This is a genomic window from Klebsiella sp. 141161 (assembly GCF_050600815.1).
Taxonomy (GTDB): Bacteria; Pseudomonadota; Gammaproteobacteria; order Enterobacterales; family Enterobacteriaceae; genus Klebsiella; species Klebsiella aerogenes.
Genome location: NZ_JAQIRN010000006.1, coordinates 195,956 through 211,024 on the forward strand (window position 1 = coordinate 195,956; position 15,069 = coordinate 211,024).

11 protein-coding genes are annotated in these 15,069 nt (G+C 56.9%); 3 read left to right on the forward strand and 8 right to left on the reverse strand.

From position 1 onward, the window contains the following. Position 1 precedes the first annotated feature (1 nt). The 4 genes from rsmA to lptD form a co-directional block, all read right to left on the reverse strand. Positions 2-823, reverse strand: a complete 822-nt coding sequence (gene rsmA / locus PGR79_RS16965) for a 16S rRNA (adenine(1518)-N(6)/adenine(1519)-N(6))-dimethyltransferase RsmA (RefSeq protein ID WP_015368291.1) — start codon at positions 821-823, stop codon at positions 2-4. Next, positions 820-1,800 (reverse strand): 4-hydroxythreonine-4-phosphate dehydrogenase PdxA, encoded by a 981-nt coding sequence (pdxA, locus tag PGR79_RS16970; protein ID WP_213317246.1) that lies wholly within the window; start codon positions 1,798-1,800, stop codon positions 820-822. Before pdxA ends, rsmA begins: the two co-directional genes overlap by 4 nt. 112 nt (positions 1,801-1,912) lie before the next feature. Next, positions 1,913-3,199, reverse strand: coding sequence for a peptidylprolyl isomerase SurA (gene surA, locus PGR79_RS16975; protein WP_015368289.1), 1,287 nt, complete (start codon positions 3,197-3,199; stop codon positions 1,913-1,915). 54 nt (positions 3,200-3,253) lie between these two features. After that, positions 3,254-5,599 carry an LPS assembly protein LptD gene (gene lptD, locus PGR79_RS16980; RefSeq protein ID WP_032713339.1) on the reverse strand — a complete coding sequence of 782 codons (2,346 nt, stop codon included), beginning with the start codon at positions 5,597-5,599 and terminating at the stop codon, positions 3,254-3,256. Positions 5,600-5,840: 241 nt separating this feature from the next. Here lptD and djlA point away from each other — a divergent pair, with 241 nt between their 5' ends. Beyond that, positions 5,841-6,668, forward strand: a complete 828-nt coding sequence (djlA, locus tag PGR79_RS16985) for a co-chaperone DjlA (RefSeq protein WP_015704375.1) — start codon at positions 5,841-5,843, stop codon at positions 6,666-6,668. A 32-nt stretch (positions 6,669-6,700) separates the two neighbouring features. Here the strand turns inward: djlA and PGR79_RS16990 are convergent, their stop codons facing one another. Both PGR79_RS16990 and PGR79_RS16995 read right to left on the reverse strand, forming a co-directional pair. Beyond that, complete coding sequence (locus PGR79_RS16990) at positions 6,701-7,399, reverse strand: response regulator (RefSeq protein ID WP_045397296.1); 699 nt, start codon at positions 7,397-7,399, stop codon at positions 6,701-6,703. Continuing rightward, positions 7,389-9,014 carry an ATP-binding protein gene (locus PGR79_RS16995; protein ID WP_430922109.1) on the reverse strand — a complete coding sequence of 542 codons (1,626 nt, stop codon included), beginning with the start codon at positions 9,012-9,014 and terminating at the stop codon, positions 7,389-7,391. The genes PGR79_RS16990 and PGR79_RS16995 overlap by 11 nt, the downstream gene beginning before the upstream one ends. A 275-nt stretch (positions 9,015-9,289) precedes the next feature. On the opposite strand from PGR79_RS16995, the gene PGR79_RS17000 reads away from it, so the two are divergent. Beyond that, positions 9,290-10,654 (forward strand): 2-hydroxycarboxylate transporter family protein, encoded by a 1,365-nt coding sequence (locus PGR79_RS17000; protein ID WP_015368284.1) that lies wholly within the window; start codon positions 9,290-9,292, stop codon positions 10,652-10,654. 169 nt (positions 10,655-10,823) lie between these two features. Next, on the forward strand, positions 10,824-11,363 hold the full coding sequence (gene citX, locus PGR79_RS17005; protein WP_113374398.1) for a citrate lyase holo-[acyl-carrier protein] synthase: 540 nt from the start codon (positions 10,824-10,826) through the stop codon (positions 11,361-11,363). A gap of 62 nt (positions 11,364-11,425) precedes the next feature. Here the strand turns inward: citX and rluA are convergent, their stop codons facing one another. Together rluA and rapA are read right to left on the reverse strand one after the other, a co-directional pair. Next, a complete protein-coding gene (rluA, locus tag PGR79_RS17010; RefSeq protein ID WP_430922111.1) occupies positions 11,426-12,085 on the reverse strand; it encodes a bifunctional tRNA pseudouridine(32) synthase/23S rRNA pseudouridine(746) synthase RluA in 660 nt (219 codons plus the stop codon). A 12-nt stretch (positions 12,086-12,097) separates the two neighbouring features. Beyond that, on the reverse strand, positions 12,098-15,004 hold the full coding sequence (rapA, locus tag PGR79_RS17015) for an RNA polymerase-associated protein RapA (RefSeq protein WP_430922113.1): 2,907 nt from the start codon (positions 15,002-15,004) through the stop codon (positions 12,098-12,100). Between the last annotated feature and the right edge of the window lie 65 nt (positions 15,005-15,069).

The following is a 15,069-nucleotide window of genomic DNA, read 5'->3' on the forward strand; positions in this document are numbered from 1 at the left end:
GTTAGCTCTCCTTCGAAGGCAGATTGTTGGATAACCAGTTGGCCATCTTACAGTACTGCTCTACAGAAATATTTTCCGCACGTACCGCCGGGTCGACGCCCAGCTCCGTCAGCACTTCAACGCTAAACAGATTGCCGAGACTATTGCGAATGGTCTTACGGCGCTGGTTGAAGGCTTCGGTAGTGATACGGCTCAGCACGCGGACATCCTTCACCGGGTACGGCATGGTGCGATGCGGCACCAGGCGCACGACGGCGGAATCCACTTTTGGCGGCGGCGTAAAAGCGGTCGGCGGGACTTCAAGTACCGGGATCACCTGGCAGTAGTACTGCGCCATTACGCTTAATCGACCATACGCTTTACTATTCGGCCCGGCAACCAGACGATTAACCACTTCCTTCTGCAGCATAAAGTGCATATCGGCAATGGCATCAGTATAGCTGAAGAGGTGGAACATCAACGGCGTTGAGATGTTGTACGGCAGGTTGCCGAAGACGCGCAGCGGCTGGCCCATTTTCTCCGACAGTTCGCCGAAGTTCATGGTCATCGCATCCTGCTGGTAAATGGTCAGCTTAGGTCCGAGGAACGGATGGGTCTGCAGGCGGGCCGCCAGATCGCGGTCCAGCTCGATAACGGTTAACTGGTCGAGGCGTTCGCCGACCGGTTCGGTCAGCGCGGCGAGACCCGGGCCGATTTCGACCATCGCCTGGCCTTTCTGAGGATTGATGGCCGAAACAATGCTGTCGATCACGAACTGATCGTTGAGAAAGTTTTGCCCGAAGCGTTTACGGGCTAAATGGCCCTGATGGACTCGATTATTCATTGGGTATTAACAATCATTTTGATGGCGAGATTAAGCGCCGTGATAAAACTGCCGACGTCCGCTTTTCCCTGACCGGCTAATTCCAGCGCGGTACCGTGGTCAACGGAGGTACGAATAAAAGGTAAACCGAGCGTAATATTCACGCCGCGGCCAAAGCCCTGGTATTTTAGCACGGGCAGGCCCTGATCGTGGTACATCGCGAGTACCGCATCGGCATTATCGAGATATTTTGGCTGAAAAAGGGTATCCGCAGGCAGCGGACCGCTTAAATTCATGCCCTTCGCCCGCATCTCTTCGAGCACCGGAATAATGGTATCGATCTCTTCCGTCCCCATATGACCGCCTTCGCCGGCGTGGGGATTCAGGCCGCAAACCAGCACGTGCGGCTGAGCGATACCGAATTTATGCCGCAGATCGGCATCCAGGATGGTTATCACTTCACGCAGCAGCTCCGGCGTGATCGCCTCGCTTATCGCTTTTAACGGCAGGTGGGTGGTGGCCAGTGCGACCCGCAGTTCTTCGGTCGCCAGCATCATGACCACTTTGCTGGCGTGAGCGCGTTCTTCAAAGAACTCGGTATGGCCGGTGAAGGCAATACCGGCGTCATTGATGTTGCCTTTGTGCACCGGCCCGGTAATCAACGCGGCGAATTCACCCTTAAGGCAGCCATCGCAGGCGCGCGCCAGGGTTTCCACCACATAGCTGCCGTTAGCGACATTAAGCACGCCCGGCTGTACCGGCGCGTTGAGGGCAACGGGAAGTAGCGTAAGCGTGCCCGCCCGCTGCGGCTGTGGAGGACGGGTTGGATCGTAAGGGAGGAGCGATAAAGGAAGACCGAGCTGGCGGGCTCGGTCAGTTAACAGGGCGCCATCGGCGCAAATAACCAGTTCAACCGGCCAGTCGCGCTGCGCAAGCTCGGCGACAAGATCGGGACCAATCCCTGCGGGTTCGCCGGGAGTGATAACAACACGTTGCATAGAAACGTTCCTTCGGGCCAGGAAGGCCCGGCTGCGCAGTCGACCCCAGCCGTAGCTGGGGCGACCGGTCTACCCTCTCGATACGCCTTTAAGGCGTGGAGAGGGGAGAGCTTTAGTTGCTCAGAATTTTGACGTAAGCGCTGGCGCGCTGTTCCTGCATCCAGGTGGCCGCTTCTTCAGAGAATTTACGGTTCATCAGCATGCGGTAAGCACGGTCCTTCTGCGCGGCGTCGGTTCTGTCGACGTTGCGGGTATCCATCAGTTGGATCAGGTGCCAGCCGAAGGAGGAGTGAACCGGGCCGCTAGTCTGGCCTTTGTTGAGGCGCATCAGCGCATCGCGGAACGCGGGATCGAAGATATCCGGCGTCGCCCAGCCTAAGTCGCCGCCCTGATTGGCGGAACCCGGATCCTGGGAAAACTCTTTCGCCGCTTTATCGAAAGTGGTCTTACCGCTCTTAATGTCAGCCGCAATCTGTTCCAGCTTCGCCTGGGCCTGCGCGTCGTTCATGATCGGCGACGGCTTCAGCAGGATGTGGCGGGCATGGACTTCGGTGACGGAGATGTTCTGGCTGCCGCCGCGCATATCGTTAACTTTCAGGATATGGAAGCCGACGCCGGAACGAATCGGACCGACAACATCGCCTTTCTTCGCGGTGCTCAGCGCCTGAGCGAAAATACCCGGCAGCTCCTGAATACGGCCCCAACCCATCTGGCCGCCTTTCAGCGCCTGCTGGTCAGCGGAATAGGTGATAGCCAGTTTGCCGAAGTTGGCGCCGCTACGGGCCTGTTCAACGACGGACTTCGCCTGCTCTTCCGCTGCCGCAACCTGATCGGAGGTCGGGTTTTCCGGCAGCGCGATCAGAATATGGCTCAGGTTGAGTTCGGTGCTGGCATCGTTCTGATCGCCAATCTGCTTGGCCAGCGCTTCAACTTCCTGCGGCAGCACGGTGATGCGGCGGCGCACTTCGTTGTTACGCACTTCCGAAATCAGCATCTCTTTACGGATCTGATTACGGTAGGTGTTGTAGTTGATGCCTTCATAGGCCAGACGGCTACGCATCTGATCCATCGACATGTTGTTCTGTTTGGCGATGTTGGCAATGGCCTGGTCAAGCTGATCGTCGCTGACTTTCACGCCCATCTTCTGACCCATTTGCAGAACGATCTGGTCCATGATCAATCTTTCGAGGATCTGATGACGCAGGGTCGCGTCATCCGGCAGCTGCTGTCCCGCCTGACCAGCGTTGAGCTTCACCGACTGCATCAGACCATCGACGTCGCTTTCCAGAACAACGCCATTATTGACGACAGCCGCTACTTTATCGACCACCTGCGGGGCGGCGAAACTGGTATTCGCGATCATGGCGATACCGAGAAGCAGCGTTTTCCAGTTCTTCATACTTTTTCCATTTCAATTAACCGCAAATGCGGATTACGTTTTAAACCAGACGCCTTACAGCGAGCTCTGGTACGGCAAAATGTTCGAGCGCAGCATCTGCTGGGTGCCAAGACCATAGTTGGAGCTCAGACCACGCAGTTCGATGTTGATACCGAAGGTGTTGTCGTATTTGCTTTCGCCGCCGTTGTTGTTATCCCAGCCGTTGATCTTACGTTCGTAGCCAAGGCGGATAGCGTAGCAGCAAGAGTTATACTGTACCCCTAACATCTGGTTAGCCGCTTTTTTGGTATTGGTATCGAAGTAGTACGCGCCGACCACTGACCAACGATCGACAATCGGCCAGCTTGCGGTCATTCCCACCTGAGAAATACCCTCTTTATACTGCTGAGCGGTGGAATACGAAGGCAGCGTCGCCTGAATATATTCCGGACTCGCGTAACGGTAGTTCAGTTGCACTAAGCGGTTTTCGTCGCGGCGGTATTCAATGGTTCCGTTGCCGGTTGCGACGTTATCCAGACGCGTATCGTACTGGATCCCCCCGCGTAAACCCCAGTTATCGGTGATGCGCCAGTAAGTATCGCCGGCCCAGACCAGTGAACCCGTGGTGTCGTTATTCTCCCAGTTGATGTTGTCCGCACCGGTACGAGACTCGGTGAAATAGTAGATTTGACCAACGGAAATATTAAAACGTTCAACGGCCGCGTCATCATATACGCGAGATGTGACGCCGGTGGTGACCTGGTTGGCTGACGCGATACGGTCAAGGCCGCTGTAGGAGCGGTCGCGGAACAGGCCGCTATAGTCGGACTGCAGCAGGGTCGAGTCGTAGACGCCAATGTGGCTCTGGTCGCGATACGGGATATACAGATACTGCATGCGCGGTTCCAGGGTCTGGGTATACCCTTCCTGCATATCGCGTTCGAAGACCATTTTGCCGTCGATTTTGAACTGCGGCATCACGCGGTTAACCGAATCTTTGTAATCGGTACCGTTAGCGGTGTTGTACTGATCGAGGTTACTCTGCTGATAGTGGGTCGCCAGCAGCTTCGCCTCGGTATTGATGCTTCCCCAGCCGTTAGACAGCGGCAGGTTGATCGTCGGCTCCATGTGCAGGCGCGTCGCTTCCGGCATATCGCCGTTGGTGTTGACGAAGTGCACCGCCTGCGCATACAGATGGGTATCGAACGGACCGACGTCATTCTGGTAGGCGTTAATATCGAGCTGAGGCTCAGCAGCGTAGGAGTTGCTTGAGCTACGGTCGAAGACCTGGAACTGCTTGGTCGACACGGTGGCGTCAAAGTTCTGGTTAACGTAACCGGCGCTGAATTTCTGCGTCGCGTAGCCGTCGGTACTGGAGCCGTACTTAGAGCTGAAGTCGTTAAAGTAATCCGGGTCGCTGACTTTGGTGTAGTCGGCGTTCAGACGCCACACCTGATCGATAACCGCGTTGTGGTTCCAGTAGAACATCCAGCGGCGGCTGTTGCTGTCGTTGGAGTGATCGTCTTCGTACACTTTATCGGAAGGCAGGTAATCGAATTCGAATAAACCTGCGCCCGCCTGGGTCAGATAGCGGAATTCGTTTTCCCACATTACGCCGCCGCGTTTATTCATATAGTGCGGCGTAATGGTGGCGTCGAAGTTCGGCGCGATATTCCAGTAATAGGGCAGCGAGAACTCAACGCCATTTTTAGTGCTGTATTTGGCGTTGGGGATCAGGAAGCCGGAGCGGCGCTTATCGCCGACAGGCAGCTGCAGATACGGGCTATAAAAAATAGGGACGGAACCCAGCTTAAAGCGCGCGTTCCAGATTTCGGCAACCTGCTCTTCGCGGTCATGGATAACTTCGCTGCCGACGACGCTCCAGGTATCAGAACCCGGCAGACAGGAGGTGAAGCTGCCGTTTTCCAGAATGGTATAGCGGTTTTCGCCGCGCTGCTTCATCAGGTCGGCGGTACCGCGCCCCTGACGGCCAACCATCTGATAGTCGCCTTTCCAGACGTTAGTATCTTTGGTGTTCAGGTTCGACCACGCCTTCGGCCCCTTCAGAATGACCTGGTTGTCGTCATAGTGAACGTTGCCAAGCGCATCAACGGTACGCACCGGCTGCGGTTGGCCCGCCGGCTGCTGCTGATGCAACTGCACCTCGTCGGCCTGCAGGCGACTATTCCCCTGATTAATATCAACGTTGCCGGTAAACACGGCATTATCAGGGTAGTTGCCTTTCGCATGATCGGCGTCAATCGTTACCGGTTGATCGTTAGGCTTTCCTTCAACGAGAGGACGATTATAGCTTGGCACGCCAAGCATACATTGCGTGGCGAGATCGGCGGCCATGCCCTGTTGGCTATACAAGGCGCTGGCGATCATGGTGGCCAGGAGGCTGGGGATACGTTTTTTCATACGTTTTATTTGTTGTTCCGTCATCTTGTGGCAGCGGCTTGCAAACGGTCAGAGCCTAACGTACTCATCTTAATCGCGCTAGTCTTAATCCGCTCGTTTCGTTTCTGAGCGTTAGGCACCGTGTAGAATGGCGAGTATGATAAAGCAAATTATAGGCGATGTCCCACATGACCGTGGCGTCAACGCTTGGTAACGTGCGGTCATATATAGCTTAACTGGTAGCACAAAGATTGGGGAGTCTATGCAGTATTTGGGTAAAGTGATTGGTGTCGCGGTTGCATTATTGATGGGCGGCGGCTTCTGGGGCGTGGTGCTTGGCTTTTTAGTCGGGCATATGTTTGACCGGGCCCGTAGCCGTCGACTGAATTTATTTGCCAACCAGCAGGAACGGCAGTCGCTGTTCTTTTCCACCACGTTTGAAGTGATGGGACATTTGACCAAATCGAAAGGGCGCGTGACGGAAGCCGATATTCATGTGGCGAATGTGCTGATGGACCGTATGAACCTGCACGGCGAGTCGCGCACCGCGGCGCAGCAGGCATTTCGCGCCGGAAAGGCCGATAATTACCCGCTGCGCGAGAAAATGCGCCAGCTGCGAAGCGTCTGTTTCGGTCGCTTCGATTTAATTAGGATGTTTCTGGAAATTCAGCTGCAGGCAGCCTTCGCCGACGGCGAATTACATCCCAATGAACGCGAAGTGTTGTTTGTTATCGCCGACGAGCTTGGTATCTCGCGTGCGCAGTTTGAGCAGTTCCTGCGCATGATGCAGGGCGGCGCGCAGTTCGGCGGCGGCTCGCAGCAGCAATCCTATGGTCAGCGCGGCGGCAATGGCGGCTGGCAGCAGGCACAGCGCGGCCCGACGCTTGAAGATGCTTGTAATGTTCTCGGCGTCAAGCCGACCGATGATGCTACAACCGTCAAGCGCGCTTACCGTAAACTAATGAGCGAACATCACCCGGACAAGCTGGTGGCCAAAGGGCTGCCGCCGGAGATGATGGAAATGGCGAAACAGAAAGCGCAGGAAATCCAGAAAGCCTGGGAGCTTATCAAAGAGCAGCGCGGCTTCTGAATCCCGTAAGGCTTCTCCTTCATGGAGAAGCCTTAGTTCGCGCCCTGCGCGCGGCGATACATCCGCCGCGGGTGGCCAATTTTTCCGTACAGCATTTCCACTTCCAGAAAACTCACTTCCACGCAGTGCTCGAGATAACGACGGGCGGTGGTCTTGCTCAGTCCGGTTTCGCTGACCACTTCGTCCACTGAAAAGCAGTGCGTTTCGCGGCCATGAAATAAATTCTGCACCAGCGCCAGGGTCTTTTCCTCGATGCCTTTGCTGCCGTTATCGGCGCGAAAATTTTTAGCCTGCAGCTGATACAGGGAATCAACGTTTTGCTGATCGACGATTTTCCATTCCCGCTGCTGGTCGTAAAACTGAATAAAGCGCTCCAGCGACTGGCTCAGGCGTTTCCACGAAACCGGTTTGAGAATGTAGTCGAAGGCGCCGTTGCGTATCGCCTGGCTGCAGGTTTCCATATCGCTGGCGGCGGTGATGAAAATGACCGAACAATTGGCGTTGGCCAGAATCGGGTCGGTCATTAGCGTAACGCCTTTGCCGTCCGGCAGATAATTATCCAGCAGGACCAGCTGCGGCGGCCTGGCGTTGAGCATCTGCCGCGCCTGAGAAAGCGAGGCGGCCATTCCCGCCAGCCGCATGCGCGGGTGTTTCTGAATGAGCTCGGCGTGCAGTCGGGCCAGCTCGTTTTCATCTTCGATGATCAGCACATCGACCAGGTCATGATGCATCGTTGGTCTCCGGTTGCGGATGGGCTGGCGGGTCAGCGGGAATAAACAGGGTAAATATCGTTCCGCGCGGCGCGTTATCGGCGACTTCAATCGTGCCGCCAGCCTGAGTCACATAATGTTCAATAAGATACAGACCAATACCGTGATCGCCACGGGTTTTTGTCGTCACTCCGCGCTCAAAAATACGCTCGCGAATATCCGGGCGGATACCGACACCGCGGTCGGCCACCTCAATCATCAGCTCGCGGGCGTTGAGTTGAATCAGTACCTCGACCGGTTCGTGCGGCAGTTCGGCGCGTTGCGTGGCTTCAATGGCGTTATCCAGCAGATTGCCGATGATTGAGATAAGTTCCGACTCCATCAGCGACGACAGCGGGCGATCGATACGACAGGCCGGATCAAAGCTCAGTTCAACGCCTTTTTCATAGGCGCGAGTGGCTTTACCCAGCAGCAGGCCGCACAGCGTCGGCGAACGAAATCGCGAGGAGATGAAGTCCAGTAGCTCCTGGGCATGCTCCGATTGCGCTTGTATATAGCGAATGGCTTCGTCGTAGTGGCCCATATGCAGCAGGCCGGAGAGCGTGGTCATGCGGTTGAGCTGTTCGTGGCGCATAATGCGCAGGTTATCGACATAGCGTTTCACCTGGCTGAGCTGAGCGGTGAGGGCGTTGATTTCATCGCGGTCGCGGAAGGTGATCACCCAGCCCTGTAGCGAGTTTTCCAGCATGATGCGCACCCGGCTGGCGAGTACCGTCAGCTGGTTAAAGCGACACAGTTCATCGTGCGTATCGTTCGCCAGCATCGCGCTGCTGGCGAAAAACGGCTGCGGGGCGATCACGCTATCAATCGATTTGCCGCGCAGCAGATGCGCGGGCTGCTTAAGCCCCAGCAGGCTGCGGGCGGCGTGGTTAATCACTTCAATCCGTCGCTGGCTGTCGATAACGATAACCCCTTCGAAAATCGATTCCATCATCGCTTTTTGCTGGCGTACCAGCAGGCCAATTTCGCGCGGCTCTAGCGAAAAAATCTGCTTTTTAATGCTGCGGGTAAAATACCAGGAGAAGATAAACAGGGCGATCAGCAACAGGATGGCGGCGACAAAAATATTCACCACCTTTTGCACGGTGATGCTGTCGAGATAGCTGGTCAGATAGCCGACGGAGACAATGCCGATCACCCGCCCGTTGTCATCGACAATGGGCGTTTTACTGCGAAGTGAGACGCCCAAACCGCCTTTACGGATGGTGGTGATAGTTTTGCCTTCCAGCACCGCCTGGTTATCGCCACCCACTAAGTGCGTGCCGACCCATTCCGGGTGTACGGAATGAAACAGGTGTACGCCTTTATCATCGCCGATGACGATAAAGCTGGCGTCGCTGTGGGCGGCGATTTGCTTCATGAAGGCGCCGATAGCCTGCGGATCGTGCAGGCTGACCTGCTGGCGCAGATTGGGCATCAGCGCAATCTCTTCGGCCTGAATTTTCGCCCTGGCGCTCATTTCCTGATACAGCTGGCGGCTGGCGTCAAGATAATAATAAACGCCAAGCAGAGCGAATAAGATGGAGAAAAAGGCCACCAGGGAGATGAACAGCTTAAATTGAAATGAAACTTTCATAGTTATGCGCACAGTATTTGAGATGCGGTAACGATATCGTCAGCGGCCAGAAGGACAATTTATCTACTGGCGCCTATTTATAAAGGGTAATTATCCGGTTAATAAAAAAACCATAAAAACCACGCTAAGAAATTAGATATATATCACTAGAGTCAATAGAAACCATAAAAACCATAACGACCATTAAAACTTCTTTTTTAATCTGCCCCCTCTCACATTAACCGCGCGCCCGGCCCTCTACCCTGAACAGGAATAATAACTACAGGGCTGAATTTATGAGCACCACAGACAACGCATTCTCTGCAACCCTTGAACCTATTAACAAACCGAAAGCCTCGTTGAAGCAGCGCTGGTGGCACGTGATGGATAGCTGGAAAGTGGGGATTATCCCGCTGCCGCTATTTTTGCTGGCCGGTGGTCTTATCGCGCTGGATTGCCTTGGCGGCAAGCTGCCGAGCGATATCGTGGTGATGGTGGCGACGCTGGCCTTCTTCGGTTTCGCCTGCGGCGAGTTCGGCAAGCGCCTGCCGGTACTCGGCAAGCTTGGCGCGGCGGCGATTTGCGCCACCTTTATTCCTTCCGCGCTGGTCCATTACGGCCTGCTGCCGGATGTGGTGGTTGAATCCACCACCAAATTCTATAAATCGACCAATATTCTTTATCTCTACATCTGCTGCATTATCGTTGGCAGCATTATGAGCATGAACCGCACCACGCTGATTCAGGGGTTCCTGAAGATCTTCCTGCCGATGCTGTGCGGCGAGGTCGTCGGTATGTTGGTCGGCGTGGGAGTTGGCAGCCTGTTGGGGATGGATCCGTTCCAGGTCTTCTTCTTTATCGTGCTGCCGATTATGGCCGGCGGCGTGGGCGAAGGGGCGATCCCGCTGTCGATTGGCTATGCGGCGCTGATGCATATGGATCAGGGCGTTGCGCTGGGACGCGTGCTGCCGATGGTGATGCTGGGCAGCCTGACGGCGATCGTCATTGCCGGCTGTTTGAACCAGCTCGGTAAGCGCTTCCCACATTTGACCGGCGAAGGCCAGCTAATGCCTAACCGCAGTAATGAAACCCGCAGCCTGAGCGAAAGCGAAGGATTTGGCGGTAAAACGGATGTGGCGACGCTGGCCTCCGGCGCGCTGCTGGCGGTGCTGCTGTATATGATGGGCATGCTGGGACACAAATTGATTGGCCTGCCGGCGCCGGTTGGCATGCTGTTCCTCGCGGTGCTACTGAAGCTGGCGAATGTGGTTTCGCCGCGCCTGCAGGAGGGCTCGCAGGTGGTGTATAAATTCTTCCGCACCGCGGTGACTTATCCGATTCTGTTTGCCGTCGGCGTGGCGATTACCCCGTGGCAGGAGCTGGTAAACGCCTTCACGCTGACCAACCTGCTGGTCATTGTCTGCACCGTGTCGGCGCTGGTGGCCACCGGGTTCTTCGTCGGCAAGAAAATGGGGATGCATCCGGTCGATGTGGCGATTGTCTCCTGTTGCCAGAGCGGGCAGGGCGGCACCGGCGACGTCGCTATCCTGACTTCCGGCAACCGTATGAACCTGATGCCGTTTGCTCAGATAGCTACCCGTATCGGCGGCGCGATTAATGTGTCGTTAGGGCTGCTGTTCTTAAGTCATTTCTTATCGTGATTTAGTTCTGCGCTAATAGCAAAAACTGCCATTTCCCTCCGCAGGACGAAGAAAATTTCTTTGTCCTGCGTCCTAAATTCTGTGCAATTAGCGATACAATAGGCGGCGTTATCCGCGATAGCGACGGCAGCTCCGAGCTGCCTTTTTGATCATTAAAGGAGAGGAAAGAATGTCAGTGCATACTCCCGCCCGGGCGGGCGTCAGCATGGAAAATCTGCTGGCGGCGAAAGAGCAGCGCGCAGCCCGTCAACAAGACTGGCTCAACCATTATCAACAACCGGTCATTTCTCTCACCCTGGTAACGCCAGGGGCGGTAAAAGACAGTATTCGCTATCGCAATATGATGGGTGTTGCGCTGCAGGCCTGTGACCAACTTCTGTGGCAGCAGCGCTGGAAAACGCTCGACCGCCAGGTGTTGTGGCTGCCTACCGGCCCGGAAGCGATGTGGTGCGTTGAGCACTCCGCGGAAGAGATCAAAGCGCTATGCAGCGAACTGGAACAGAATCATCCGCTGGGTCGCCTGTGGGATATCGATGTCATTTGTCCGCAAGCGGGGCTGATTAGCCGCCAGGCACAGGGCGAATCGATGCGCCGCTGCTTGCTGTGCGATGAGCCGGCCCACGCCTGCGCGCGCAGCCGTCGTCACGACACCGAGCTGGTGGTCGCTCGCGTCGAGCAGATGATTGATGCGTGGTTCGCCCGCGATTAATCGCGTTTGCGTTAGAGATTTCCCCGGCGGCGAAGCGCAACCGGGGGCGTCCGGATAACGACTTAAAAGTCGATCGGCGCGCGGAAGGTCATTGCGTTGCCGTAAGCGGGATGGGTGATGGTTAACGTTTCGGCGTGCAGTAGCAGGCGCGGGGCCATCGCCAGCGCCTCCGGCGTGGCGTAAAAGCGATCGCCGAGGATCGGATGTCCCAACGCCAGCATATGCACGCGAAGCTGATGCGAGCGCCCGGTAATCGGCTTCAGGCGCACGCGGGCGGTGTTGTCCTCCGCGTACTCCATCACCTCATACTCGGTTTGCGCCGCTTTGCCGGTTTCATAACACACCTTCTGCTTTGGCCGGTTCGGCCAGTCGCAAATCAGCGGTAAATCCACCAGGCCTTCCGCAGGCTGCGGATGACCCCAGACGCGGGCGACGTACTGCTTCTTCGGCTCGAGCTCCCGGAACTGACGTTTCAGTTCACGCTCGGCGGCCTTATTCAGCGCCACCACAATCACGCCGCTGGTGGCCATATCCAGGCGATGCACCGATTCGGCCTGCGGGAAATCGCGCTGGATACGCGTCATCACGCTATCCTTATGCTCCTCCAGCCTGCCGGGCACGGACAACAAGCCGCTCGGCTTGTTGACCACCATAATGTGCTCATCCTGATACAGAATCACCAGCCAGGGATCCTGCGGCGGATTGTAGTTTTCCATCGCCATTTTCGCGTTCCGTTACTGGTGAGTGACGACGATCAGACGCAGCGCGTCCAGACGCCATCCTGCCTGCGCCAGCGCATCCATCACCTGCTGGCGGTTGCTTTCGATCGCCGCCAGTTCGTCGTCACGGATGTTCGGGTTCACCGCTTTCAGTGCTTCGAGACGCGACAGTTCCGCCGTCAGTTTATCATCGGCTTCGTTACGCGCCGCGTCGATCAGCGCCTGCGCCGCTTTGGCTATCTGCGCTTCGCCCTGTTGCAGAATCGCGTGAACGTCCTGCTGCACCGCATTGACCAGCTTGCTGCCAGTGTGGCGATTGACCGCGCTCAGCTGGCGGTTGAAGCTTTCGAACTCCACCTGCGCGGCGAGGTTGTTGCCGTTTTTATCCAGCAGCATGCGAACCGGGGTCGCCGGCAGGAAGCGGTTAAGCTGTAATTGCTTCGGCGCCTGCGCTTCGACGACGTAGATTAGCTCCAGCAGCAGCGTGCCGACCGGCAGGGCCTTGTTCTTCAGCAGAGAAATGGTGCTGCTGCCGGTATCGCCGGAGAGGATCAGATCCAGACCGTTGCGAATCAGCGGGTGTTCCCAGGTGATGAACTGCGCATCTTCACGCGACAGCGCCACGTCACGCTCGAAGGTGATGGTGCAGCCATCTTCCGGCAGGCCCGGGAAATCCGGCACCAGCATATGATCGGATGGAGTCAGGACGATCAGATTTTCGCCGCGGTCATCCTGGTTGATGCCGACGATATCGAACAGGTTCATCGAGAAGGCGATCAGGCTGGTATCGTCATCCTGCTCTTCGATGCTCTCCGCCAGGGCCTGCGCTTTTTCGCCGCCGTTGGAGTGGATCTCCAGCAGACGGTCGCGACCCTGTTCCAGCTGTGCTTTCAGAGCTTCATGCTGCTGGCGGCAGGATTTGATCAGATCGTCGAAGCCATCGGTGGATTCTGGCGCGGCAAGGTAGTTTATCAGCTCATCATGGACGCTGTCGTAGACGGTACGGCCGGTCGGGCAGGTATGTTCGAAGGCGTCGAGCCCTTCGTGATACCAGCGCACCAGCACCGACTGCGCGGTTTTTTCCAGATACGGCACGTGGATCTGGATATCGTGCGCCTGGCCGATACGGTCGAGACGGCCAATACGCTGCTCCAGCAGATCCGGGTTAAACGGCAGGTCGAACATCACCAGGTTGCTGGCGAACTGGAAGTTACGCCCTTCGGAGCCGATTTCGGAACACAGCAGCACCTGCGCGCCGGTGTCTTCTTCGGCAAACCACGCCGCGGCGCGGTCGCGTTCGATAATCGACATGCCTTCATGGAATACCGCGGCGCGGATACCTTCACGCTCGCGCAGTACCTGCTCCAGCTGCAGCGCGGTGGCGGCCTTGGCGCAAATCACCAGCACCTTCTGCGAACGGTGGCTGGTCAGGTAACCCATCAGCCACTCGACGCGCGGATCGAAGTTCCACCAAGTGCCGGTATCGCCTTCAAACTCCTGATAGATCTGCTCCGGATAGAGCATGTCGCGCGCGCGCTCTTCCGCGGTTTTGCGCGCGCCCATGATGCCGGAGACCTTGATGGCCGTCTGGTACTGGGTCGGCAGCGGCAGGCGAATAGTGTGCAGCTCGCGTTTCGGGAAACCTTTCACGCCGTTACGGGTGTTACGGAACAGTACGCGGCTGGTGCCGTGGCGGTCCATCAGCATCGAAACCAGCTCCTGGCGCGCGGCCTGAGCATCTTCACGATCGCTGTTGGCGGCCTGCAGCAGCGGCTCGATGTCCTGTTCGCCGATCAGATCGCCAAGGGTGTTGAGTTCATTATCGTTCAGCTTGTTGCCTGCCAGCAGCAGGGCGACGGCGTCGGCGACCGGGCGATAGTTTTGCTGTTCTTCAACAAACTGTTCAAAATCGTGGAAGCGGTTTGGATCCAGCAGACGCAGGCGCGCAAAGTGGCTCTCCATGCCCAGCTGTTCCGGCGTCGCGGTCAGCAACAGAATGCCCGGCACGCGTTCGGCCAGCTGTTCAATAGCCTGATATTCACGGCTCGGCGCCTCTTCGCTCCACACCAGGTGGTGCGCTTCATCGACCACCATCAGGTCCCACTCGGCGTCGCACAGGTGCTCCAGGCGTTGCTTGCTGCGGCGCACGAAGTCTAAGGAACAGATAACCAGCTGTTCGGTTTCGAACGGGTTGTAGGCGTCGTGCTGCGCTTCGGCATAGCGTTCGTCGTCAAACAGCGAGAAACGCAGGTTGAAGCGGCGCAGCATTTCCACCAGCCACTGGTGCTGGAGGGTTTCCGGGACCACGATCAGCACGCGCTCGGCGGCGCCGGAGAGCAGCTGCTGGTGCAGGATCATCCCGGCTTCGATGGTTTTACCTAAGCCCACTTCATCGGCCAGCAGAACGCGCGGCGCGTGACGACGGCCTACGTCGTGGGCGATGTTCAACTGATGCGGGATCAGGCTGGTGCGCTGGCCGCGCAGGCCGCTCCACGGCATGCGGTACTGTTCGCTCTGGAACTTACGCGCGCGGTAGCGCAGGGCAAAGCGGTCCATTCGGTCGATTTGCCCTGCGAACAGGCGGTCCTGCGGCTTGCTGAAGGCCAGCTTGCTGTCGAGCAGGACTTCGCGCAGGGTAACATTTTCTTCTTGCGTATCCAGGCGGGTGCCGGTGTAGGACAGCAGCCCGTTTTCTTCATTTACTTCGTCAACGTGGAGCTGCCAGCCTTCGTGGCTGGTAATGGTATCGCCCGGGTTAAACATTACGCGGGTGATCGGGGAATCGTTGCGAGAGTACAGACGGTTTTCGCCGATGGCGGGGAAAAGGAGAGTGACCATGCGCGCATCCAGCGCTACCACTGTCCCTAGTCCTAGTTCGCTCTCTGTATCGCTAATCCAGCGTTGACCAAGTGTAAAAGGCATATGTGTTCGGCTCTTTGTTCTTTAATTGCAGGCAATAGTGCATCCTCAGCATAGTTACGCTGAGG